Source organism: Shewanella abyssi (genome assembly GCF_023284025.1).
Taxonomy (GTDB): Bacteria; Pseudomonadota; Gammaproteobacteria; order Enterobacterales; family Shewanellaceae; genus Shewanella; species Shewanella abyssi.
Window position 1 is genome coordinate 67004 of sequence record NZ_JAKIKR010000004.1, and the last position, 21194, is coordinate 88197.

The window sequence follows — 21194 nt, forward strand, 5'->3', positions numbered from 1 at the left end:
CGATTACCTCGTCTTTTTGATGGCAGTCTTGTCTCCTGCCACCATTGGCCATGGCGCTGGCGCTTTTAGATTTGGCGTAGCCCCGGAGAGTCGACTCTCAACCTCCAGATAGACGTTGTCGGGGTAGCTTGCGCCGTCATCGATGGTGGTGGCTTGCACTATCACGCCGATGTCGTTCCACTTTTCTAGCATTTCACGGTACTCCCAGAATCGCCCGGCGTTAGCCAGATTGCCGCTATCCTCTGGGCTATTTTCTCTTGGAACTGTGCCGCTGCCTCTGACGGAGTAGCGTTGTGGTGGCAGGCCGTGGCGGTCTTTCTCTATCTGTTGATCTTGATAGTCTTGCGCTGTGTAGACGGTGACCGGGCGCTGTGCAGGCCAAGACCAATACAGGGTTTGCGAATCTTGGGTGTTAGGTGATGTTTGGTGAATGGCACAGGAGTTATAGTCTGCATGCCAGGGCAGCGCCATAAATTTGGTGGCATCGCCGGGTTCTAGCCCTAAATATTCGACATCTTCATGACGGGGGATCCAGCCAAGCGTGAGTAACGGGGTGCCATAACTGAGGCTGTTATCGATTACCGAGGTGTAGTCGAGGCTTTTGTGGTGGATCCTGAAGGGACCCGCACCCTGCTGCCAGTTGCTGACATACATGCTCGGCTCGCGGATCACCCAAGTCATGTCGATACCTGGGCTAAAGCGGCCGCCTAGGCAGTTTTGCAGTGTGGCACGATCAAGGTATTCGCCTGCGCCTAGCGGGTTATCGTTGGTCTTTTTGTATTGATGATTCGACCAGCAGTGCAGGGCGTGATATTGGGTGACAGTTGGGCTGAGGAAGGGCTTGCCGCCAGCGGGGCTAGAATCGCCTAATGATAATGGCATTAGCGGCGCGCCGACATCGATAGACTGCGAGCGCCAGCTTGCTTGCTTACCTGCATTAGGTTGGCGAATATAAGCCAGACCCGCCAAGATGGTTTCATCGGGGTTATCGTCGGCGGTAATGCTGTCGACACTGTTGTGGGCGTCAATAGCAAAGCCGGGGAGGTAGGCGTTCCACAGTTGCTGGGCGGTGGCTCTGAATATCGGCTTGATATGATCGTCAAAAGCGGGTTGGTAGTCGGGGTTAAACTTGCCCTGATGATATACCGCGGGCTCTAGCGCCAACTCTCGCAGGAAGAGGTCGTAGGCTTCGTCGAAAAGTGACACCACATTGAGGGTTTGCGGGGCATAGCTTGGATCGGTTACCACGACCCAGCCGCCAAATACCGCTTCTGTGGTGCCGTCGTCAAACAACACCGTCGCATTCACTGGGCCGTCGGAGGTGTCGTCAAACCATTGATCGTTGTTGACGGGGTTATTGATTTTAACCTTGTCCTCTGCGTCGAGCTTCCACGCATTACTCTTGCCATATCCGCCGGCGACAATGAGGCGACCACTGCTGTCGGTTTCCATTTCACCTAAGCTGTCGATGCGACCCTGAGGGGTGTCGAGTTGCTCAAAATGCATATAGGGAAATGATTGCGGGTAGTCAGGCAGACTGATGATCTCGCCATCTTTCTCTATGCTCGCCTGCTCGGCTGGACAGAAGCTGGCTTTGCTGTCGCAGCCCTTTAGTGCACGAGGTCCGGCGTCAATGATCAGTTTTTTCAGTCTCGCGCTATTGTATGGATCTAGCCCTTCGCGCAGATTCCTTAACGTCGGGGTGCCGCCATTGTCGTAGGCGACGGCGCCGTGGTCATCGTCATTGGCAAACCAACTGCATTTCTTATTGGCTAGATGCACGCTCCATACAATATCGACCACTTTCTTGCCGTTGATACTACTGCCAATTTTTATCTCGGCGCCGTTGTTGGCGGGGTACTGGTCAACATCTTCTGTGGGGTAGGCAAAAATACGAAAGCGTGCCGCTTGGCGTTTAAAGGCGCCACAACTGTCGCGAAATTCAGAGCTGCTGATGATGGTGTCTTCTGTGCCGGGGCGGATCGGTAGCCCGCCTGTCGTTGGGTCGCCAGGTTTACCGGGTTGTGGCATCGCTGCAATGGACTCTGGTGCGAGGTAGTACTCACTGCTGTTGCCGACACGAGCAATACCAATGGCGGGATGAATTTTAAAAATAGACTGAGTCATGATTATTGCTCCTGTTGGCTTGCTGAAGTAGAGAATGCGGGGACAACGCCGTTTTCCCAGCAGGCGGCAATGGCTGCACCTACCTTGTACATGGTGTTACCAAACTCGGCGCCAGCCATTTGTTGCACTGCCGCAACGCTAATGTCGTTACTATTGGCCAGTTGCTGTTGGTAGATTGGGTTAAACACGATATTCATTAGCTGCAGGAAATGGCCAAAATGGTTGATGAGGATCTGCTGGTTTTTACGCCCTCGTGGACTGCCGAAGCCTAAGGGGAAGGTTTCTGGCAGCGTCTGCTTGCGTAAGTAGGTAAACTTTTGGAAGTGATCCCAATAGGGCTGAATATCATCGACATGATTTTGATATTCAGGCGGTAGCTGCTCCTGTTGGTAATCTTCATAGCGTTGCTCAATGGTGGCATCTGGGGAGATATTGTCATTGGGCCAAGCTGCGCCTTCACCCTGATCGACAATCAGATCTATCAGGCCATTAACTTGCACCAGCCCTTCACAGCAGTCTTCACTGATTATTAGCGAGCTTACATCTGGGTAGGTGGAGGTAAAATGGGCGACCTGATTATTATTGGGGATGATACATTCACTGAGCATGGCAGCTCCTTCGCGAATAGCTTGATAGATCTCGCCGATGGAACTGTACTCTGCGGTATTGGGGTCTAAAGTTGCACTGCTAAACTCACCAGGGCACTCAATAATGCACATGGCGTTGATACGCAGCACATCCATCGGACCTATTTGTGTGCTGTAAGGACTGAAGATCTTGGTGGGTTGATTTGGATTAGCTTCAAAGTCTAGATGGGGTACCTCGCCGCCATAGTGGGGGGCGGTGATGTGTAGATCGCAGCCATAGGCGTTGGCAATATTGGCCGCACATTGCATATGCAGCATCTCTTGGTTGACTACCGAGCGTACTAGGCGCCTGGCTTCTGACGCTTGGTCAATGACCGAATACATGGCCGACATGTAAAACGGAATAGTATAGAGCTCTACGTCGACCGCCCATTGCAGGTGCTCTCTAAGGGCTTCAATGGTCCAAGGGTTTTGGCTGGTTATCTTTTTAGGGTGCTTTAATGTACGGCTGTTTAGTAAGTCTTGCTGCGTTCTCGTCCCGAGAAATTGAGAAATGCTCATCAGGTAATTCCTTTTAGTTCGCTGCATATTCTGGTGCGGTGACACCATCTGCTATAGGGAGTTTTTGGCTGTGTAAAAACTGTAATATTTGCTGCTGCTCTGTAGGGGTTAACTTTTCAAACTCGTTAGCGGCAGGCGCGGCCTCACTGCCATCAGCGCCATGTAGTAGCACCGCCTCTTTGATCGTTCTTGCGCGGCCATCATGCATATAGGGTGCGGTGTTGCTGACGCCCCAAAGTGCACGTGTTACATAGACACCAGGTTGTGCGGCGTAACCTGGGGCATCGGTTGGTTGAGGGTAATTGTCGGCTAACGCATCTCCCATAAAGTGCAGTTTTAGGTCGCTATAGAGTGGCACTTTGACGCTGCGGTTGCTGCTCTCTAATCGTGGCCAGACATAGGCGGGTACCGTGGACTTAGTTTCGTCACTTAGGTTTAAATCAATCTGATAATTGTCCTTTGCAAGGAGTGCCACTGCACCTTTGTTGAGCCAAGGTTGCATCGCCTGATAGATTTTTTCAGGGGTCATAGTGGGTTCTGCTGCAAGCTTATTGGTCATGGCACTGGCTGTGAAGGCATGGTTAATGGCGAGGCCGGCTTCTGTGGCACTGTCATTTGAAGTGGTGCTGTTGGAGAGGTTCGCCACCTCTTGTGGACAATCTTCATCGGGGATTGCTGGTGTCATAATCGTCAACGTTGCTTCATCTATTGTGAGGCTTGAGGAGTGACAGTTAACACAGCCAACCTTATTAAAGAGTTGTTCTCCTGTTTGTAGCGCAGATTGATTGTTGTCGATGACTTGCTGCGGCGGCCTAAACATAGTGACATATGCCGTTAGTGCTGAGACGTTACCGATAGTGATCTCGTCGGTGAGACCATCGAGATCGCAATCTTTATGACCCACTTTTTCGACGGCTTGTACGCTAAAGTGAAAATCGAGTGCATCTTTGGCGAAGTGTCTAACGCTAGACGCTATGCCGCCCCATTGAAAAGGACGAACAATGAGGTCGCCCTGTACCCCGGTGACTAAGCTGGTGTCGGCAGTACAGTTATCTTTTGACTGGCAGACCACTGAGTAGCTACCAAAGTCGCTGCCTTTACTCAGCAAGGCGATGGTTTGTGTGCTATTTAGCGCTGCTCTGGCGGCTGTTTTAGCCGCAAAAGCTTGTGCGAGCAGGTCGGTGGTCATTTCTGTTGCCAGTCGTTGCGTGTAGCCAGCACCAAACACATGGGGCGGGTTACGCACAAACTTGGTCATTACCGCCTTGGTATCTGGGTTGGGGTCTAACAGCTGGCTTAAATGCTCTGGGAATTGATCATTGATAAATGCTGAACTAGCTGCAGGCGCTGAGCCCCCTTGGGCACTGGGTTTACGCACTTTTGCCACTGTCTTTGCATCAGCTGGGGTATATTCACCTATGGTGTTATGGCATTCGAAACAGCTTTGTGAATCTATGCCGTTGACACGAAGAAAAGGCCAAGCCTCAGGATCTCTGGTGGTGCCACCGCGATTGTTCCAAACCTCACGCTGTAGACTGCGGGGGCCATTTTCACCTTCTCCATGACCATTCTCAGGTAAGAAAGGGTTATTAAATTGATTTTGTCCCGCTTCTAAAACGTGCCCTAGCGAATATTTGTTTGCGAGTAACTCATCTTGAATGATATTGGGCTCTCGCTGTGGGGTGGGGACTCCGCCTTTGGGGTCGGCGACGTAAAGCTGTTTTGAGACGAGGCGAACGCCCGCTTTTGAAAATGCAAATGACTCCACCGCAGCCTCTGCTTTCGATGGACTCTGCGCTGTTGCAGCGTAGGCGCTGGCCATTGCTGTGGCTGCAGAGATAAAGATGACTGCTTTTTGTTTTAAACGGTATTTTTTTATCGAACCGTATAATCGCGTTTGCTTAATATGCATGACAGGTGCTCCATTTTGTGTCAGTTGAACATCCGCTGTTAACTGGATTGCTTTTCACTCGCTTTCTCTTTTAATTACTCACTTAGTTTCATTGTTTAGCGGTAGCGAATACTTGTTTCGATAGCGCGATAGAAGCTATTAACTGGAGTTTAGAATAAATCTTGAATAGCAACCTTTCGGTAATCTTCCTTTTAGTTAAGTTTTTATAATCAATGGCTTGCAGATTGATCTTTGATGGTTTTTTATTACTGCAAGGTATATTTATAAGGAGAGAATGCTAGGTTTAGCTGTGCTTTTGAATGGGTTGTTAGTGTGTTTATATCTGTATTTGCGTGGTCTTTTGTTGTTTCTTGGTATTAGGCATTATTTATGATTGTAATGACAATAATGGCGAGTATTAACTCGCCATTATTCAATTGTTACTATGACTAAAAGCACTCACTAGCTTAATGTTAACGCCACCATTTTTAACGGATGATTACCATCAAATGAGGGGAAGTCTTCATGGCAATCTAGCCATGTGTGGCTATTGACCTGACGTCCTTGCTTTTCGACGCAGCGGACTAAACTATCGAACCATGCTTGGCGATCAACTTTAGCGACATTGTTACAGCATACGATGGTGCCCTCGGGCTTAGTCGTTAGCATTGCTGGCTTAAACAAACTCTGGTAATCGTTGATGAGATCGACAATACCAAAGGCGCTTTTGGCGTATCTTGGTGGGTCTAAAAAGACCAGATCAAATTGTGTGGCAGCAAGTTTTGGATAGGCGGGCAGTTTTTGATTTCTTCGTCCGCCCACTTTCAAGCCTGCTAGCTGTCTTAATGCAGGGAATGCATCGCTTTGAATAAATTCACAGACATTTTCAACCTGGTTGAGCTGCGCATTTATCTTACCTGCTGCCAGTGCAAATGAGGAAAAATCGATATTTACCACACGTGTTGCACCGCCAACGGCTGCCGCTGTGCCAATACCACAAGTATAAGAGAATAGGTTGAGGACTGTACGGCCTTGGCTGTGTGATTTGACATATTCACGGCCTACGCGCATATCTAAAAACAGTAGTGGATCTTGGCCTTCATGACGCAATTTACTGCTGAACAAAATGCCATTCTCTTGCATCTGCTGTTCACTGGTCGCGAAGGCTTGATTGTCGGCAGTTAAGGTGTTCAGCACACGGGAGTTCTTGTTGGAGCGGTCATTATAAATAACCGGTAACATCGACTCTTGAGTCAGCAGAGCTGTTATTTGGCTGAGCTCGTCTTCTGTTAAGGCTTGATGAAAACTCTGGATCAGCCAAGCGTTGCCATAGCGGTCAATATTGAGCCCATTGATGCCCTCTACGGTACCGTGAAATATTCGATAGCAGTCGGTTTTATTTTGCTTTGCATGTGCTAAAAAGTGAGTACGTTTGCTAATGGCGGCACTCAAAGCTTGTGTTACTGACAGCGAAGTTGGGTTCGATTGGCTTATCGACATAGATATTGGGCTCATTAAAATAGTGGCAGTTGCGACGGCGCTAATAATAGCAAAATTGTAGCGATAAATATCCCTCGGGCGGCTGGACTTAGATATTGCTGGGCATTTTTAGGGGAGGAGGCTACATTGCTATTGAAATCATCTGGTTTGCCCACATGTAGTGTAAGAGAGGGTTATTTTACTTTAGAGACTGGTATTGGGCCGCAAGCACATTACAGCAAGTCGCATAGCCAAAAAAATGCAAGGAAGAGATAATGAAAATAGTACTGGTACATGGAATCTTTAATACTGGGCATGTGATGCACTGGATGAAGCGCCAGCTAGAACTGGCTGGGCATGAGTGTTTTGCACCGACACTGGCTTCATTTGATGGTCGCTTAGGCATTGAACATGCGGCTAAAGACTTACAAGAGCAAATAAATCAGGCTTTTGGCTTTGCAGATGAGGTAGTGATCATTGGTTTTAGTATGGGGGGCATAGTTGGCCGCTACTATCTGCAATGTTTAGATGGCGCACGTAGAGTAAGCCAGTTTTTTAGTTTGTCAGCGCCCCATGCTGGAAGTTGGTGGGCCTATCTACCCTATCCTTCAAAGGGCATTAAGCAATTACGGCCTAAGAGTGAGTTGTTGCTTAAGCTTGCTGCAACTGAGAATACGCTCGATAACGTACAAGTATACTCCTACCGTACACCGATGGATTTCTCCATTGTGCCCAGTTCGAGTTCTATTTGGGCGCGAGCCGAGAATAAATCCTTCTTTATCATTTTGCATTTGTCGGTGATATTTAGTCGAAAAATTGTGGCAGAGATCAGCGCTAATTTAGCAACTGAGTAGTGAGATGGTTATGGTGCCGCCAGCGACAGTGTTCAGTTTAAGATCCAGCATTGTAGGTTCGCTCAAACGCCTCTAGCTGCTCTTTCCTTTGCAGTTGCTCAAATTCAAAAGATTTTTGATGCAACTGTTTACTGAGACGTTGATTCTCTTGCGCTAATAATGTCTGTTGATAAACGCGTTTGAGGTCGGTCTCGACGACGGTTTTAAATCGAGTCAGCAGTTGCTTGGTGGGATTATCAAACTGGTTAGGTTGGGAGTCAAGCATACAGATGGTGCCAAAGATATCACCATTGGGCCAGCTCAGCGGTAAGCCTAAATAAGCAATCATACCGAGTTTTATATCGGGGTTATTAGCCCAGAGGGGATCTTTGCTGGCATCGCTTACCAATAACAGTTTTTTCCCAGTGATCACTGATTCACAATATAAACCAATGCCTAAGCGCTCGCGTTCTCTTGCTTTGTAGGGATTATGGGGAGAGTTGCTACTAATAAAAACTTCAATCTCTTTGGGGTAGGTTCGCATGATGAGTGTGGCGGGAATTTGAGATATTTCAGAGATTAAATTAACCATCTCTTGCCAGCTTTGGCTTATGTCTTCGTGGATGTTTATATCCTGAGTGTCGAAAGCAGCCATATCCATTTTCCCTTTGCCCTTTGCTTAAGCCTTACTTGCTAACCGTAAGATCTTTTCCATGTAGTCCTAATACTATTTAAGTTGGTTTCTAGCTAAAATCAACTTGGTGCACTAAAAATATTCACTTAAGCTTTTGCGCTAATGGCATGTCAATTAGCGCTAAAGTATTACAATGTTAATTGTGGAAAGGTTAATCGTGCACAACAGCCAGTGGGTTGGGTATTGGCTAGACTAAATTGCCAGTGGTACCGCTGACACAGACTATCGACGATCAATAAACCAAGCCCATGACCATGTTCATTTTCTTGCTCAGACTCGGTAAGCCCGCGACCTTTATCGCTGATAACAATTTCATGACTATTGATTGATATGCTGATCTCTCCAGAGTCACTGGCATTAATGGCGTTACTGATGACATTATTCAGCAGCATGCGCAGTACTGCTGATGCGGGCTTGATGATGGGGGCTTGCTCAAAGTTAATACAGACGCTAATACTTTTGCTACTCGCGAGCCCTTGCAGTGGTAAAACGATTTGTTGCACTTCGGCTAAAGTGAGCGATCTTGGCGGATGACTTCCGGTTGCTCTTTCTTGTTTTACCAAATTAAGTAGGGCATCAATAGTGTGCTGCATATCAAGGGCTGCACGTTGAATACGGTCACGTTGACGCGCTTGAAACTCAAGCGCATTGTTCTGCTCTTGCAGTTTTGCAGCGCCGCTAATCACGGTTAATGGCGTTCTCAGTTCATGACTGGCATAACGGGCAAAGGCTTGCTCCTGCTTAATCATCATCTCATTTTGTTGTCGATAATGGTTCAGACTATCGGCCAGCTCACGAAATTCAGTGGCTGACTGGTCTGAAACACCGAAGGTTACATTGGGCTCTGTTGATTTTAATTGCCGACTTAGCTGTGCTACAGGTTCAACTAAACGGCGGCTAAGTTTGTGGATAGCAAAACCAAATAACATAAAAAGTACGCCGATAAAGCACAGCACAAATAGATTAATGGCGTTCCATTCAGTGTCGCTCAGTTCAACGTTTTCGGTTGGCATAATCAGAAACAAAGGTTCTAATTGGCCATCGAGTAGGAACTCTCCTCGATAGAAAAAAATCTCTTGTCGGCTTGGTGCCGTATGATCGCTAAAGGGGTTCATCGTGATGAGCTCATTCCAAAAGCCCACAGGATGGTTATTTAACACTTCACCATTAAATCCGACCGGAAAATGGCTTAAATTGCCGTACTTCTGCGGAATGAGCTCCGGCGAATAGTAGACTTGTATATGTAGCCCAATTTCTAATGGCTGCTTAGCGCCCTGTTGAAACTGGCTGATGGCATAAGGCGCACTGCTTTCAAGTTCGTGTTGGTTAACCTCATCTTCAATCCATTGCATCATACCTAGCATCGACAGGTAAATTGTTATCCCTATCAATATGGCGACAGCACTGAAATACCACATTAACTTATGTGGCAAGCTTGAAGCTGATGGGACCTTGTTTAGCAGCTTGTTTAGCAATGCTCCTCTCCGAGTTGTAGCCGGAAGCCGACTTTAGGCACTGTGGCGAGCATTGGCTGTTTAAAGGGTTTGTCGAGTTGATTGCGCAGCTGATACATATGGCTGCGTAAAATATCGTTGTTGGGAGGCGATAATCCCCAGATATCTTCGATGATCTGCTCACGTTTAACCACATTGGGAGCATGCTTCATTAGCAATAACAGTATTTGATAGGTGGTTGGGGTGAGTGCTAGCCGCATCTGTTGGCGATACGCTTGATGTTTAGCAATATTAAGCTCGATATCGCCGAATTTAAGACTGGCTTGAGCTACTTGGCCGCGGTGACGTTTTATCAAAGCCTTAACTCGGGCATCGACAACATCGAGATCGAAAGGTTTACCCAGGTAGTCATCGGCACCACAGCCAAAACCGCTGAGTAGATCTGCCTTGTTATCAAGTGCGGTTAACATCAAAATCGGGGTACAGCAGCCAAGCGAACGCAATGCTTTACATAAACTTAAACCATCGAGTTTTGGCAGCATTAAATCTAATATAATGGCATCAAAGTCAAATGCTTGTGCCAGCGATAAGCCCAGCTCGCCATTATCTGCGAAATCCAGTTCAGCCCCTTGAGCCTCAAAGTAGTCTCCAAGAATGCCCGCAACGTCGATGTTGTCTTCAATAATGAGTAGTTTTAGTGTCATCGTTAAGCGATTAGTGATTCTGCTGATAGTATTTACTTTACCACTTTTTTGTCGAAGAAATGTCAATGACATTTTCTTCACCTTAATACAGGCATGCTACTGGAAAAATAAATCCACTAGGATGCCTCATGTCATATTCTCCTGCCAACCAAAGTGCTCATAACGCTGAAATATGTTTGTCAGTAATTGTGCCGCTGTTTAATGAATCACAAATGATAGTCCCCCTCATTTCGCGGCTTACCGCGGTGTTATCTGAACTGGATGAAAGCTCTGAAATTGTTTTCATTGATGATGGTAGTAGCGATGATTCCTGGCTGCAGGTTAGCCAATTACCTTTGGCCGATAATGAATATCAATGTATCAAATTGAGCCGCAACTTTGGTAAAGAGGCGGCAATGTCGGCAGGCATTGAGCATGCGCGAGGATTGGCCGTCATTATGCTTGATGCTGACTTACAAGATCCTCCGGAGCAAATCCCTTTAATGCTCGCCCAGTGGCGTGCTGGCTACGAAATCGTCAATATGAAACGACGTAAACGTCTTGGTGAAACCTGGTTTAAGCGTTTTTCAGCCGCGTGTTTTTATCGATTAATGAACTGGGTATCTGATTCTCCAGTGCCTGAGAATGTGGGCGATTTTCGCTTAATGAGTCGCCAAGTGGTCGACAGTATAAAAGCATTGCCAGAGCGCAATCGATTTATGAAAGGCTTATTTAGTTGGCCTGGTTTTTCGCAAAAAACATTGGAGTTTGATCGTGATCCCCGCTTTGTCGGTGAGACTAAATGGAATTACAGCAAGCTGTTTGGCTTAGCAATGGATGGCATCACCTCTTTCAGTTTTAAGCCGCTGCGTATTGCGACCTGGTGTGGGGTTATTACCGCGTTTAGTGCTTTTGCTTATGGAGGCTGGGTGGTGACTAAAACGCTAATTTACGGCGAAACCGTTGCTGGTTACGCTTCAATGATGGTGGTGCAATTAGGTTTGGCGGGTATTCAGTTATTAGCGTTAGGGCTTATTGGCGAGTATCTGGGGAGGGTATTTGTTGAGGTTAAACAGCGACCACTCTACTTGATTGAAGAGGTTGCTTATCGCCAGTCTATTTCACAAGTCAAGCCGAGTCCTCTGCAGCCAGAACGTGACGTTGTCGCACAAAGTAATGTTAGTTATCTGGAGGCTAATTGATGCAAACGTTGAGTTCTGGGCAAAAAAGTCTAGCGGTACTGTTGCTGGTGGTTTTAACTCGATTACTGCTACTGCCTTGGTATCCGTTGATGGATACCACTGAGGCAAGATATGGCGAAATGGCGCGTTTGATGGTGGAGACTGGCAATTGGATCACGCCACTATTTGATTACGATGTGCCGTTTTGGGGCAAACCGCCGCTGCATACTTGGATGAGTGCAGTCTCTATTGTAGGTTTTGGCATATCAGAATTTGCCGTGCGTTTCCCCCACTGGATAGCCGCCATGTTGACCTTGGGCGTAGTGGCACTGTTTGCTAAAAAGTTACGCTTACCTGTGTTGCCTATGTTGATTATTTTAGCTTCAACGGGGGTGTTTATTGTCAGCGCTGGCGCAGTGATGACCGACATGGCATTGACCTTAGGTTTGACGATGGCAATGGTGGGCTTTTATCTGTGCTGGCAAGGTGAAGTGCGCTGGGGCTATTTGGGCTTTGTCGGTCTTGCTATCGGCTTACTGGCAAAAGGGCCTGTTACGCTGGTTGTTTTCGCTATTGGCACTGGATTATGGTTGCTGTGGCAGTATGGTTTGATCCGCCCGTGGCAGCATTTGTGGCAGCGAATGCCTTTGTTCAAAGGGGCTGGACTCATGCTGATGATTGCCCTGCCTTGGTATGTTATTGCTGAAAATGCCACACCCGGCTTTTTAAATTATTTTATTGTTGGCGAGCATTGGTCAAGGTTTGTCGATAGTGGTTGGCAGGGTGATTTATATGGAACCGCACACGATCAAACTCGTGGCACTATTTGGCTGTACTTTATTGGTGCAGCGCTGCCTTGGTCACTATTTTTACCACAAGCACTTTATAAAGTGATCATTGCAGCGCCAAAAAGAAGTGATGAAGATAAAGCGCTACAGGGCGCTGCATTACCGAGTTACCTTATTTGCTGGATGATAGCACCAATGGTGTTATTTACCTTTGCAGGTAATATCTTACCGGCTTACGTTTTGCCTGGGATCCCTGCATTGGCAATATTGATTGCTTTTGCTTGGCGACATACCCAAGTACCTATGTTACATCGAATCGCATTGGTCATTCCTGCATTGTTAATGATCGCTGTTGGAGTGATCTATTTTGATGCGGGTAAGGATAAAAGTGAGCGTTGGTTGCTGGACCAACGGCAAGAGTCGTTAGCGACATACTATTGGGGAAAGATGCCATTTTCGGCTCGTTTTTATAGCGCTGGCAAGACTGAATTGATCACGTCTTTAACGGATGTAAACCCTAGCGAAAAGCCATTTTATCTGGCTGTCAAACGCTCAAAAATAGATGATACTCTTTTTTCAAATTGCGATGAGATTGCCAGCAATAAAGATCGAGGCTTACTGCTTTGTCGTCCCAGCAAATAGGCTTATTGAGCCAACTTTGGCGTAAACATCAGCAAGAAGCGCGCTTCTTGCTGGTGGGGGCAAGCGTCTTTGTTGCTGATGCAGTGCTATTTTTCCTACTGTTTGAACAATTTGCTTTACCGCTAATGCTGGCGAGAGTGGCGGCATTTTCTGTGGCGGTAGTGCTGTCATGGTTTGCCAATCGATGCTGGACCTTTAGCTCACGAGAACAAGTGGCTAAAGGTCGACAGTTGCTAATGTCAGCTTTAGTCTCGAGCACAGCTGCTATCGCCAATATATCGGCTTTCTATCTGATCTCACTGCTGCTTGGGCAATCTCTCCTCGATATGGCTTTTGCTTTTAGCGTTGGTGTATTAGCGGGCTTAGTTTTTAATTGGTTTGGTGCCAACTTTTGGACTTTTAGAGCGCTAAATATCGATTAATCCCAGTTAAAGAGAGTGATATGTTACAAACTGTTAAATTAGCTTTTACTCAGAGCGTAAAACCGATAGCTTGAATCATCATACTTTTGTGATTGTTGATGGAGTAAATCAAACATGGAATCGGTTTTCAAAGGCTTGGCTATTGGATTAGTGGTATTAGGGGGCATTGTTGCTCACTCTGCGGAAGCCAAGTCAACGTCTAAATTGACACTGACAGAAACAACATTGAACGCGCCTTTTAATTTGACGCACCCTATAGTGTCGGCCGATCTACTGCCGACTGCAGGTAAAGAGTTAATCGCCTTTGGAGTTGATGATTTAAGCCAACGTTGGATGGCAGTTTACGCGTTAGAAAGTAGTCAGTATCGGCTGGCGATTAAATTTGAATTGCCCCAAGCGCTGCACTCGTTCGATATTACTGAGTATCAAGCAGGTAAACGGCAACAATTGTACTTTTTATCCCAAGACGAACTGCTGCTTTTCCAGCCTCAAAAAGAGACCGTGACTGCCGAGTTAATCACCTTAGCTGCTATCAACTCCTTATTCTTTAAATCTCGTCCAGATTATTTAAGCCGCGGCGAATTTATCGCTGATTTAAACGGTGACAAACAAGATGATATCTTGATCCATGACTTTAATCAGGTGCAGCTGTTTATTGCTAATGATGGCGAATTTAAACACCAAGTATTGCCGATTAAACCCCAGTCTCGATTGTTTGACGATGGCGCTACGTATATCCAGTCAAAACTCTATATTAGTGATATCAATCTTGATGGGTTAGTCGACATTGTTAAAATCGGTGAGGGTGAGCTTGAGCTTTATCGGCAAACTGAGGCTGGGATGTTTGACCCTATTACGGAGTATGTGTCAGTGCGCCAACCCATAAGTGGCATTGATTGGTGGAACAAGCGCGATGCATTTGGTGAGCAGCTAGACCAAAGCGAGTTGCTATACCGTAAAGTGGAGGAGCTGAAAGACATTAATAACGACGGTATCACCGATATGGTGGTGCGTTATACCAAAAGCTCTGGTGTATTTGATAGAGCCAATGATTATGAGGTGTACCTTGGTGAGAACCAAAAAGGAAAGTTAGTGTTTCCAAAGGTGCCTAGCAGCGTTATTAAAGCGGAAGGCACATTAACGGGCTTACAGTTTATTGATATTGATAGCGACGATAAAGTCGAGGTGATGGTGGCTGGATTTGATATCGGGGTTGCACAGATCATCGGCGCACTGCTTTCTGGCAGTATAGATCAAGATGTTCATCTATTTAAAATGGATGCACAGGGGCGCTTTGCGCAAGAGTCGAATGTCAGTAAAGAGGTTGAGCTCAACTTTAGCTTAAGTTCAGGTCAAAGTGGCAGTCCTGTGGTTAAATTGGCCGATCTTAACGGTGATGGTTTGAAAGATTTAATGCTATCAGATGATGAAGACACCTTAAGGATCTATTTTGGCCAGTCTGGCTCACGCTTATTTAGTCGCCAGGCTGAAAAACACGATTTAAAGCTGCCTGTTGATGGCAACATGTTACAAAGCGATGACTTAAATGGCGACGGTAAAGAGGACATATTCATTAAATATGGTAAGCAAGATGATAAAGTATTAGCCAATCAATTTAGAGTGCTATTCGCCAGCTAAATGAGTATTTAACGGGGCAGTAAATTACTGCTCCGGTCATTCTAAATATACCGTTTGTTAACATGCCTCCCTTCCGTAAAAGTCACTTTTTATTCAATCTATATCGATAATAAGCATACTTTACAAAGCTATTCATAGACTTTCGTTACATTGCAGTTGTTGACAGTTCTTGACGTGAAACATTGGTCATAGGTAGTGAATTTGTCATTAATTAGTTAAGGAAAGTAAATGAAGTTCACACCTCGGGGAATTACCTGTCTCTTTTTTGCATTGGCTACAACGGTCGGTTGTAGCTCTGGTGATGCGAGTGACTCAAGCAGTGAAGCTTACGTACAGTATTACAATGCGTCACCTAATAGCACGGCAACAGCCCTGGTTTTAGATGGCTATCAATACACGGCGGTGAGTTACGCAGATTCTCAACCTCGCTATGTTTACAGCACGGGCAGTGCAGAGATGGAAATCGTTGGTACTGATGAGCAGGGCGAGGAGTTATCGCTCTATACCGCGACACTGTCACTGGCAAATGAAGATGATCACTTTTTTGTTTTACTGGGTGATTATGGAGCAACAGAGTTACTCGACATTCAGTACGATCGCAGTGAGATGGATGAATTGAACAGTGATGAAAGTGATGACTACAGTAAGATGCAGATGTTAGTTACCCATGCTGCCATGAATGAGCCGACTTATGATATTTACTTTGGTATAGATGGTGAAGGTTTTAGCGCCGCAACCATGCTGGATTCGCTGAGTTATAAAGGTTTTTCAACTGAGCTGATGTTTGATACTGGCGAATACGTGCTGTATTTGACTGAGGCCGGAGAGACTACGCCAATCTACACCACTACGGCATTGGACTTGAGTGATAATACGGTTTACAAATTTGTTATCCGCAATAGCTTTGGCCCAGGAACACCTAAGATAACCATTGATGCGGTTGATTCGACGGGGAGTCCAACCCAATATGCCAATATTGACGCCAACGCCGAATATCGCGTTTTTAACGCACTAAATAACGTTGATAATATTGATATCGCGATCGCAAGTAATCAGGAGACACAGTACCTTTATGAGTTGGGTAAGCATAGTTTAAGTGATTTCAAGACGATAGGTTATAACGACTACGGCGTAACGATTACCAATAATGATTCAAGTGAGGTATTAGCCAATAACTTACTGGTGACCTTTAATCAGGATGAGAGTAAATCGATACTGGTTTATGACGATGAACTTGGAGTGACCAAGGGGATGACGCTAACTCATGATCACCGTCCGCGCGCTTTTACCCATCTAATTGACTTAGCAAACTTGGTTTTTGACTATGAAACCTTGGCTATCTACTTCGTGAAACCCACGGAAACGATTGAATCAGCGGAGTATAAAATCACTGGTTTGGAGTTTACTGAGTTAGAATCCATTAGCCTTGCATCTGGAGAGTACGAGATTAACGTGGTCTTCGAAGATGAAAACGAAACGCTCACTTTACTCTATCAATCTGACCCTCTGGTATTTGATAGTGCAGGTAACTACACCATGGTGCTGAGTAAAGATGATTCACAGCCCTTGGGTTATCGACTGACCACTTTTTAATTGAGCTAAAGTATAAGTCACGCAGACCGTGGTTTATTGCGCGGTCTGTTAATTAGTACATTACTGCTTCTCTAGGCTTTTAAGGGCATAGGTGTCGATGCCCTTAATTACTTCACTTCTTGTTCGAGTACGTACTGCTGGCTTATGTCGTTGGCTTTTTTCTGTTATTGCAAACGCTGTTGCTCGATAGCATCCTCGTTTGACAATTTTCAGCGGTTTATTATAGGTAATTTGTACGTTTTTAACTCGCTTGAACCTGTAACCATTGTCTATTAATTACCTGCTTATATACTGCTAACAAAATAACTCGATATGTTGTCGTCTTCACTAGAGTGAAGACAGTTAGGAGTAAGTTTATGAGTGTTAAGCACGGCGGTATTATCGCTAGCTGTTTGGTTGCAGCAGTGTTCGTTTCAGGTTGTCAGACAACCAATCCATACAGTAATGAATCTCAAAATGCTAAAGCCACTAATGGTGCCTTGATTGGCGCACTTACTGGTGCGGTAATTGGCATCGCCTCTTCAAGTAAAAGTGATAGAGGTAAAGGCGCTTTGATTGGCGCAGCATCGGGCGCCGCGCTTGGTGGTGGTATTGGTTACTATATGGATGTGCAGGAAGCAGAGTTGCGCCAACAACTGCAGTCATCTGGTGTCAGCGTTACCCGCAGTGGCGATGATATTATTTTGAACATGCCAAATGATGTGACTTTTGGCGTAGATCAAACCGAACTTAGCCAACGTGCACAGCAGGTGTTAAACAGTGTGGCTTTGGTCGCCTTAGAATATGATGAGACCAAGCTAAATGTGATGGGCCATACCGATAGCTCAGGTGCAGCATCTTATAACATGCGACTATCTCAAGTGCGAGCAAGTGAAGTTGCCAGTTACTTGATGAGCCGCCAGGTTCCATCTGCACGAGTGGCCTCTCACGGCGTTGGTGAAGAGAGACCTGTGGCAACCAATGAGACTAAAGCAGGCCGAGCAGATAACCGCCGAGTCGAGATTATTCTTAGCCCACTAAGCTAAACATGGTATCTGTTTTAGTTTAAAAACCACCGAATCGGTGGTTTTTTTTGACTTGAATATGATTAAGCTAGTTTATCAAGAACACGGTCGCCAGCCCTAAGAAAGCAAATAAGCCGATAACGTCAGTCACCGTGGTTAATACCATACCGCCAGCGAGTGCCGGATCGATATTCATCTTTTTGAGGATAAGTGGAATACTTGCGCCAGCAAGGCCTGCGACGGTCATATTAATCAGCATAGCCCCGCCAATCGTTGCTCCCAGCGTAATATCGCCTTTCCAAGCCCACACAGCGGCAAACACTAGAACGGACCATAGTAAGCCGTTTAGAAAGCCAATGGCGAGCTCTTTGCCGATAAGCCATCTCGAGTTACTTTGACCAATTTGGCCTAAGGCGATACCACGAATCACCAGCGCTAAGGTTTGATTACCGGCGACACCGCCCATGCTGGGGACTATGGTCATCAAAATGGCAATCGTGGCGAACTGCTCTAATGTGCCTTCGAACATATTACTGACCGATGCGGCCAGTAGCGCAGCAAACAAGTTGACGGTTAACCAGAGTGAACGACGAAAGGTACTTTTAAGCACTGGGCCGAAGGTATCGGTATCATCGTCCATACCCGCCATCCCCATCATCGAATGTTCGGCGTCTTCTCGAATAACATCGACCACATCATCAATGGTAATACGGCCAAGCAGTTTGTTGTCATCATCAACAACAGGCGCTGAAACCCAGTCATGACGTTCAAACAGTTGGGCTACCTCACTGTCGGACATACCCACTGGGATAGGTTCAACATCGGCGGCCATGATGTCTCGAACCGACGAATCTGGATTACAGGTGAGTAGATCGGCAATGCGCATACCGCCGAGTACCCGGTCATGTTTATCGACCACATACAGCATATCGGTTGCCGGGGGGAGTTCGCCGCGAATTCTCAAGTAACGCAATATCACATCGATATTGACGTCAGGTCTTAAGGTGACGGTATCGGTGTTCATGATACTGCCAGCAGTATCATCGGGATAAGACAGTGCTTGTTCTACCCTAACGCGATCTTGGGTACTCATCGACTGCAGCACTTCATTAAAGACGCTGTCTGGCAAACTCCTAAGAATATAAGCTAGGTCATCTGTGTCCATGCTTTCGGCCGCTTTTGCGACGCGCTCAGGGCTCATTTGGCGAATAAGGCTGTCTTTGAGCTCTTCGCCTAACTCATCGAGAATTTCACCGGTGTGCTCTTGGTCGATCAACTGCCAGAGGACTTGACGAGTACGGGGCGGTGAAGATTCGAGAATAAAGGCGATATCGGTGGCAGCCATGTCCTGCAACATATTGCGGACATGAACAAACATGCCGCTACCTAATGCTTTATTTAGCTGATTGAGGCGCAGGTCTGATGTTTCGTTGTCTAAGACTTCAATCGGCATGGATCCCTCACAGGGTCGTTTAAAAGGCGCTTATCATAACGTAAGTAAAGGGGGATAAAGAACAAATATTATATAGAATTTATGGACTAACTGTCTTCGTCGAATTTGGTATTGATCAAATGACATATGGCATCTAACGCTGCCTCTGCATCGGGGCCGTTGGCGAGAAGCTGTATCGATTTACCGATCCCAGTTTCTAACATTAGTAAGCCTAGTACACTTACCGCTGAAGCTTGTTTTTCACCTTGAATAATAGTGATTTTAGCATCAAATTCTGACGCCAGAACCACCAACTTTGTCGCCGCTCTAGCATGCAGTCCGAGTTTATTGCAAATGGTAACTTGCCGTTCAATCGTTGGCATTTTTTAACTCGCGGTGGCTGGCGGTGACTTTGTGACGGCCTTTTTTGAAGTGTTCTGCGAGCCTTTCGGTGACATAAACGGAGCGATGTTGACCACCGGTACAGCCAATGGCAATGGTGAGGTAACTACGGTTGTTACGCTCTAAATCAGGTAACCAAGTTTCGAGTAAGTTCTCAATTTGCCAGATAAACTTATTCACCAAAGGGTGTAGATTTAAAAAGTCTTGTACTGGCTTATCAAGCCCGGTCATGGGCCTGAGATCGGGTTCCCAATGTGGATTTGGCAAAAATCGAACATCAAACATAAAGTCGGCTTCCGTTGGCATACCATGTTTAAAGCCAAAAGATTCAAACTTAATCATCAGTTCTTTATTGATACTGCCTAATAAAATTTCACGAACTTGGTCGTTAAGATCATAGATATTTAGATCTGAGGTATCAATATAGTGGTCAACTATTTTCGCCAGAGGTTCAAGCTGGCGGCCTTCAAGCTCAATAGCTTCTTTCAACGAAATGTTGGCATGAGACAAAGGGTGTAGGCGACGGGTTTCGTTATAGCGCTTGAGGAGCACCTTATCACTAGAGTTTAAAAAGAAACTGAGTAACTCCACCCCTTTTGGCAAGTGGGTTAAATGTTTTGTCAGTTCATTCTCTTTCTCAGGCATGTTGCGGATATCAACACTAATGGCGACTAACTCTGAGTTCCCCGAAAGTTGTTCAAGCAGGGTTCCCATCATTGGCAAGGGTAGATTATCGACACAATAATAGCCGAGATCTTCTAACATCCTTAGCAGTACTGATTTTCCTGAGCCTGAGCGACCAGAGACTAGAACGAGTTTCATCTTTTGACTACCTGATAAAAGTTACAATGTGTGTGTTATAGATGTATACGAGATGTACAAGAGTATAGGTTAACTTTTTTCTGGCTTAAAGCAAGAGCTTAGGCTAGTGGGAAAGAACATTTCATATTGTTGTAATAAATACTTAGGTCTTTAAATAACCCTGTTATATATCGATTATTTAAGGACCTAAATATTAGCTATTGAGTGATTAAGTCATATAGTTCCGATTCACTATTGCTTTTTCTTAGCTGCTTAACGATCGCTTTGTCGTTGAGCTTTTCTGCCATTGAAGACAGTGTTGCTAGGTGTTGCTTACATTGCTCCGCAGGCACTAACAGGGCAAATAATATATCGACCGGCTGTTTATCTATCGAATCAAAAGAGATCGGTGTTTCACATTTGATTAATATGCCCAACGGATGGTCGATATTAGCCAATCTCCCGTGAGGGATTGCAATACCGTTGCCTATACCTGTGCTACCCATTTTTTCGCGCGCCAACAGGCTCTCGAAAATCTCTTGTGAGGAAAGGGTCGGGTACTGGACAGCGGCAATATCGCTGATTAATTCCAGTACCTTTTTCTTACTGCCCGGTGTGGCACAGGTAGTGCATTCCGGCTGCAGGATGGTGCGTAATTCCATCGTTAGTGTTTGGTCAGCTTCTCTTTGTGTTTAATAACCTGACGATCTAATTTGTCGATCAGGGAGTCTATTGCGGCGTACATGTCCGCATGTTCCGAAGTGGCAAATACTTCACCTTTTTTAAGGTGAATTCGAGCTTCGGCTATCTGTTGCAATTTTTCAACGTTCAATATGACGTGCACATTATTGATCTGATCGAAATGACGTTCAAGCTTTGTAAATTTCTCTTCAACATAACTACGTAGTGATGCAGTGATTTCAACGTGATGTCCAGTAAGGTTAATTTGCATAGAAGTGTTCCTCCAAGTGCCTAATTTTAA

General features: G+C 45.9%; 19 protein-coding genes. 7 read left to right on the top strand and 12 right to left on the bottom strand.

Translation table 11 applies throughout. The features are described 5' to 3' along the window. Positions 1-3: 3 nt before the first annotated feature. The 4 genes from L2755_RS03245 to L2755_RS03260 all read right to left on the bottom strand — a co-directional run bounded on the left by L2755_RS03245 (position 4) and on the right by L2755_RS03260 (position 6636). Positions 4-2127 (bottom strand): LodA/GoxA family CTQ-dependent oxidase, encoded by a 2124-nt coding sequence (locus tag L2755_RS03245; protein WP_248979323.1) that lies wholly within the window; start codon positions 2125-2127, stop codon positions 4-6. A gap of 2 nt (positions 2128-2129) precedes the next feature. Continuing rightward, positions 2130-3275: a ferritin-like protein gene (locus L2755_RS03250; protein ID WP_248979324.1), complete on the bottom strand. Its 1146-nt coding sequence runs from the start codon at positions 3273-3275 to the stop codon at positions 2130-2132. Positions 3276-3288: 13 nt separating this feature from the next. After that, the gene (locus L2755_RS03255) at positions 3289-5187 is read right to left on the bottom strand and encodes a di-heme oxidoredictase family protein (RefSeq protein ID WP_248979325.1); all 1899 of its coding nucleotides are present in this window, start codon (positions 5185-5187) and stop codon (positions 3289-3291) included. Positions 5188-5628: 441 nt separating this feature from the next. After that, a complete protein-coding gene (locus L2755_RS03260; RefSeq protein ID WP_248979390.1) occupies positions 5629-6636 on the bottom strand; it encodes a class I SAM-dependent rRNA methyltransferase in 1008 nt (335 codons plus the stop codon). Positions 6637-6920: 284 nt separating this feature from the next. On the opposite strand from L2755_RS03260, the gene L2755_RS03265 reads away from it, so the two are divergent. Next, positions 6921-7499 (top strand): esterase/lipase family protein, encoded by a 579-nt coding sequence (locus L2755_RS03265; protein ID WP_248979326.1) that lies wholly within the window; start codon positions 6921-6923, stop codon positions 7497-7499. 37 nt (positions 7500-7536) lie between these two features. Here L2755_RS03265 and L2755_RS03270 read toward each other — a convergent pair whose 3' ends face one another. The 3 genes from L2755_RS03270 to L2755_RS03280 form a co-directional block, all read right to left on the bottom strand. Beyond that, entirely contained in the window at positions 7537-8133 is a 597-nt protein-coding gene (locus L2755_RS03270) for a GAF domain-containing protein (RefSeq protein ID WP_248979327.1), read from the bottom strand. 167 nt (positions 8134-8300) lie between these two features. After that, the gene (locus L2755_RS03275; protein ID WP_248979328.1) at positions 8301-9647 is read right to left on the bottom strand and encodes a sensor histidine kinase; all 1347 of its coding nucleotides are present in this window, start codon (positions 9645-9647) and stop codon (positions 8301-8303) included. Further along, entirely contained in the window at positions 9641-10330 is a 690-nt protein-coding gene (locus tag L2755_RS03280) for a response regulator transcription factor (RefSeq protein WP_248979391.1), read from the bottom strand. Before L2755_RS03280 ends, L2755_RS03275 begins: the two co-directional genes overlap by 7 nt. A 128-nt stretch (positions 10331-10458) precedes the next feature. Here L2755_RS03280 and L2755_RS03285 point away from each other — a divergent pair, with 128 nt between their 5' ends. From L2755_RS03285 to L2755_RS03310, 6 genes are all read left to right on the top strand, one after another. Further along, positions 10459-11511 (top strand): glycosyltransferase family 2 protein, encoded by a 1053-nt coding sequence (locus L2755_RS03285; protein ID WP_248979329.1) that lies wholly within the window; start codon positions 10459-10461, stop codon positions 11509-11511. After that, entirely contained in the window at positions 11511-12920 is a 1410-nt protein-coding gene (locus L2755_RS03290) for an ArnT family glycosyltransferase (RefSeq protein ID WP_248979330.1), read from the top strand. Before L2755_RS03285 ends, L2755_RS03290 begins: the two co-directional genes overlap by 1 nt. Before the next feature lie 5 nt (positions 12921-12925). Further along, entirely contained in the window at positions 12926-13342 is a 417-nt protein-coding gene (locus L2755_RS03295; protein ID WP_248979331.1) for a GtrA family protein, read from the top strand. A 114-nt stretch (positions 13343-13456) separates the two neighbouring features. Continuing rightward, the gene (locus tag L2755_RS03300; RefSeq protein WP_248979332.1) at positions 13457-14980 is read left to right on the top strand and encodes an FG-GAP repeat domain-containing protein; all 1524 of its coding nucleotides are present in this window, start codon (positions 13457-13459) and stop codon (positions 14978-14980) included. A gap of 228 nt (positions 14981-15208) precedes the next feature. Continuing rightward, on the top strand, positions 15209-16573 hold the full coding sequence (locus tag L2755_RS03305; protein WP_248979333.1) for a hypothetical protein: 1365 nt from the start codon (positions 15209-15211) through the stop codon (positions 16571-16573). Between the two features lie 356 nt (positions 16574-16929). Next, positions 16930-17598, top strand: coding sequence for a YiaD family glycine zipper/OmpA-like lipoprotein (locus L2755_RS03310; protein ID WP_248979334.1), 669 nt, complete (start codon positions 16930-16932; stop codon positions 17596-17598). 67 nt (positions 17599-17665) lie between these two features. Here the strand turns inward: L2755_RS03310 and mgtE are convergent, their stop codons facing one another. From mgtE to hpf, 5 genes are all read right to left on the bottom strand, one after another. Continuing rightward, a complete protein-coding gene (gene mgtE, locus L2755_RS03315) occupies positions 17666-19030 on the bottom strand; it encodes a magnesium transporter (protein WP_248979335.1) in 1365 nt (454 codons plus the stop codon). A gap of 86 nt (positions 19031-19116) precedes the next feature. After that, entirely contained in the window at positions 19117-19392 is a 276-nt protein-coding gene (locus L2755_RS03320) for an HPr family phosphocarrier protein (protein ID WP_248979336.1), read from the bottom strand. After that, positions 19379-20233: an RNase adapter RapZ gene (gene rapZ, locus L2755_RS03325; RefSeq protein ID WP_248979337.1), complete on the bottom strand. Its 855-nt coding sequence runs from the start codon at positions 20231-20233 to the stop codon at positions 19379-19381. Before rapZ ends, L2755_RS03320 begins: the two co-directional genes overlap by 14 nt. Positions 20234-20430: 197 nt before the next feature. Next, positions 20431-20874: a PTS IIA-like nitrogen regulatory protein PtsN gene (gene ptsN, locus L2755_RS03330; RefSeq protein ID WP_202286501.1), complete on the bottom strand. Its 444-nt coding sequence runs from the start codon at positions 20872-20874 to the stop codon at positions 20431-20433. A gap of 2 nt (positions 20875-20876) precedes the next feature. Next, positions 20877-21164 carry a ribosome hibernation promoting factor gene (gene hpf, locus L2755_RS03335; protein WP_248979338.1) on the bottom strand — a complete coding sequence of 96 codons (288 nt, stop codon included), beginning with the start codon at positions 21162-21164 and terminating at the stop codon, positions 20877-20879. Positions 21165-21194 lie beyond the last annotated feature (30 nt).

Excerpts from the sequence above, each read along its gene's own strand:
- L2755_RS03245 (WP_248979323.1), bottom strand. The coding sequence starts at position 2,127 with ATGACTCAGTCTATTTTTAAAATTCATCCCGCCATTGGTATTGCTCGT.
- mgtE (WP_248979335.1), bottom strand. The coding sequence starts at position 19,030 with ATGCCGATTGAAGTCTTAGACAACGAAACATCAGACCTGCGCCTCAAT.
- L2755_RS03310 (WP_248979334.1), top strand. The coding sequence starts at position 16,930 with ATGAGTGTTAAGCACGGCGGTATTATCGCTAGCTGTTTGGTTGCAGCA.
- L2755_RS03285 (WP_248979329.1), top strand. The coding sequence starts at position 10,459 with ATGTCATATTCTCCTGCCAACCAAAGTGCTCATAACGCTGAAATATGT.
- L2755_RS03250 (WP_248979324.1), bottom strand. The coding sequence starts at position 3,275 with ATGAGCATTTCTCAATTTCTCGGGACGAGAACGCAGCAAGACTTACTA.
- L2755_RS03270 (WP_248979327.1), bottom strand. The coding sequence starts at position 8,133 with ATGGCTGCTTTCGACACTCAGGATATAAACATCCACGAAGACATAAGC.
- hpf (WP_248979338.1), bottom strand. The coding sequence starts at position 21,164 with ATGCAAATTAACCTTACTGGACATCACGTTGAAATCACTGCATCACTA.
- rapZ (WP_248979337.1), bottom strand. The coding sequence starts at position 20,233 with ATGAAACTCGTTCTAGTCTCTGGTCGCTCAGGCTCAGGAAAATCAGTA.
- L2755_RS03255 (WP_248979325.1), bottom strand. The coding sequence starts at position 5,187 with ATGCATATTAAGCAAACGCGATTATACGGTTCGATAAAAAAATACCGT.
- L2755_RS03290 (WP_248979330.1), top strand. The coding sequence starts at position 11,511 with ATGCAAACGTTGAGTTCTGGGCAAAAAAGTCTAGCGGTACTGTTGCTG.
- L2755_RS03305 (WP_248979333.1), top strand. The coding sequence starts at position 15,209 with ATGAAGTTCACACCTCGGGGAATTACCTGTCTCTTTTTTGCATTGGCT.
- L2755_RS03300 (WP_248979332.1), top strand. The coding sequence starts at position 13,457 with ATGGAATCGGTTTTCAAAGGCTTGGCTATTGGATTAGTGGTATTAGGG.
- ptsN (WP_202286501.1), bottom strand. The coding sequence starts at position 20,874 with ATGGAATTACGCACCATCCTGCAGCCGGAATGCACTACCTGTGCCACA.
- L2755_RS03320 (WP_248979336.1), bottom strand. The coding sequence starts at position 19,392 with ATGCCAACGATTGAACGGCAAGTTACCATTTGCAATAAACTCGGACTG.
- L2755_RS03265 (WP_248979326.1), top strand. The coding sequence starts at position 6,921 with ATGAAAATAGTACTGGTACATGGAATCTTTAATACTGGGCATGTGATG.
- L2755_RS03280 (WP_248979391.1), bottom strand. The coding sequence starts at position 10,330 with ATGACACTAAAACTACTCATTATTGAAGACAACATCGACGTTGCGGGC.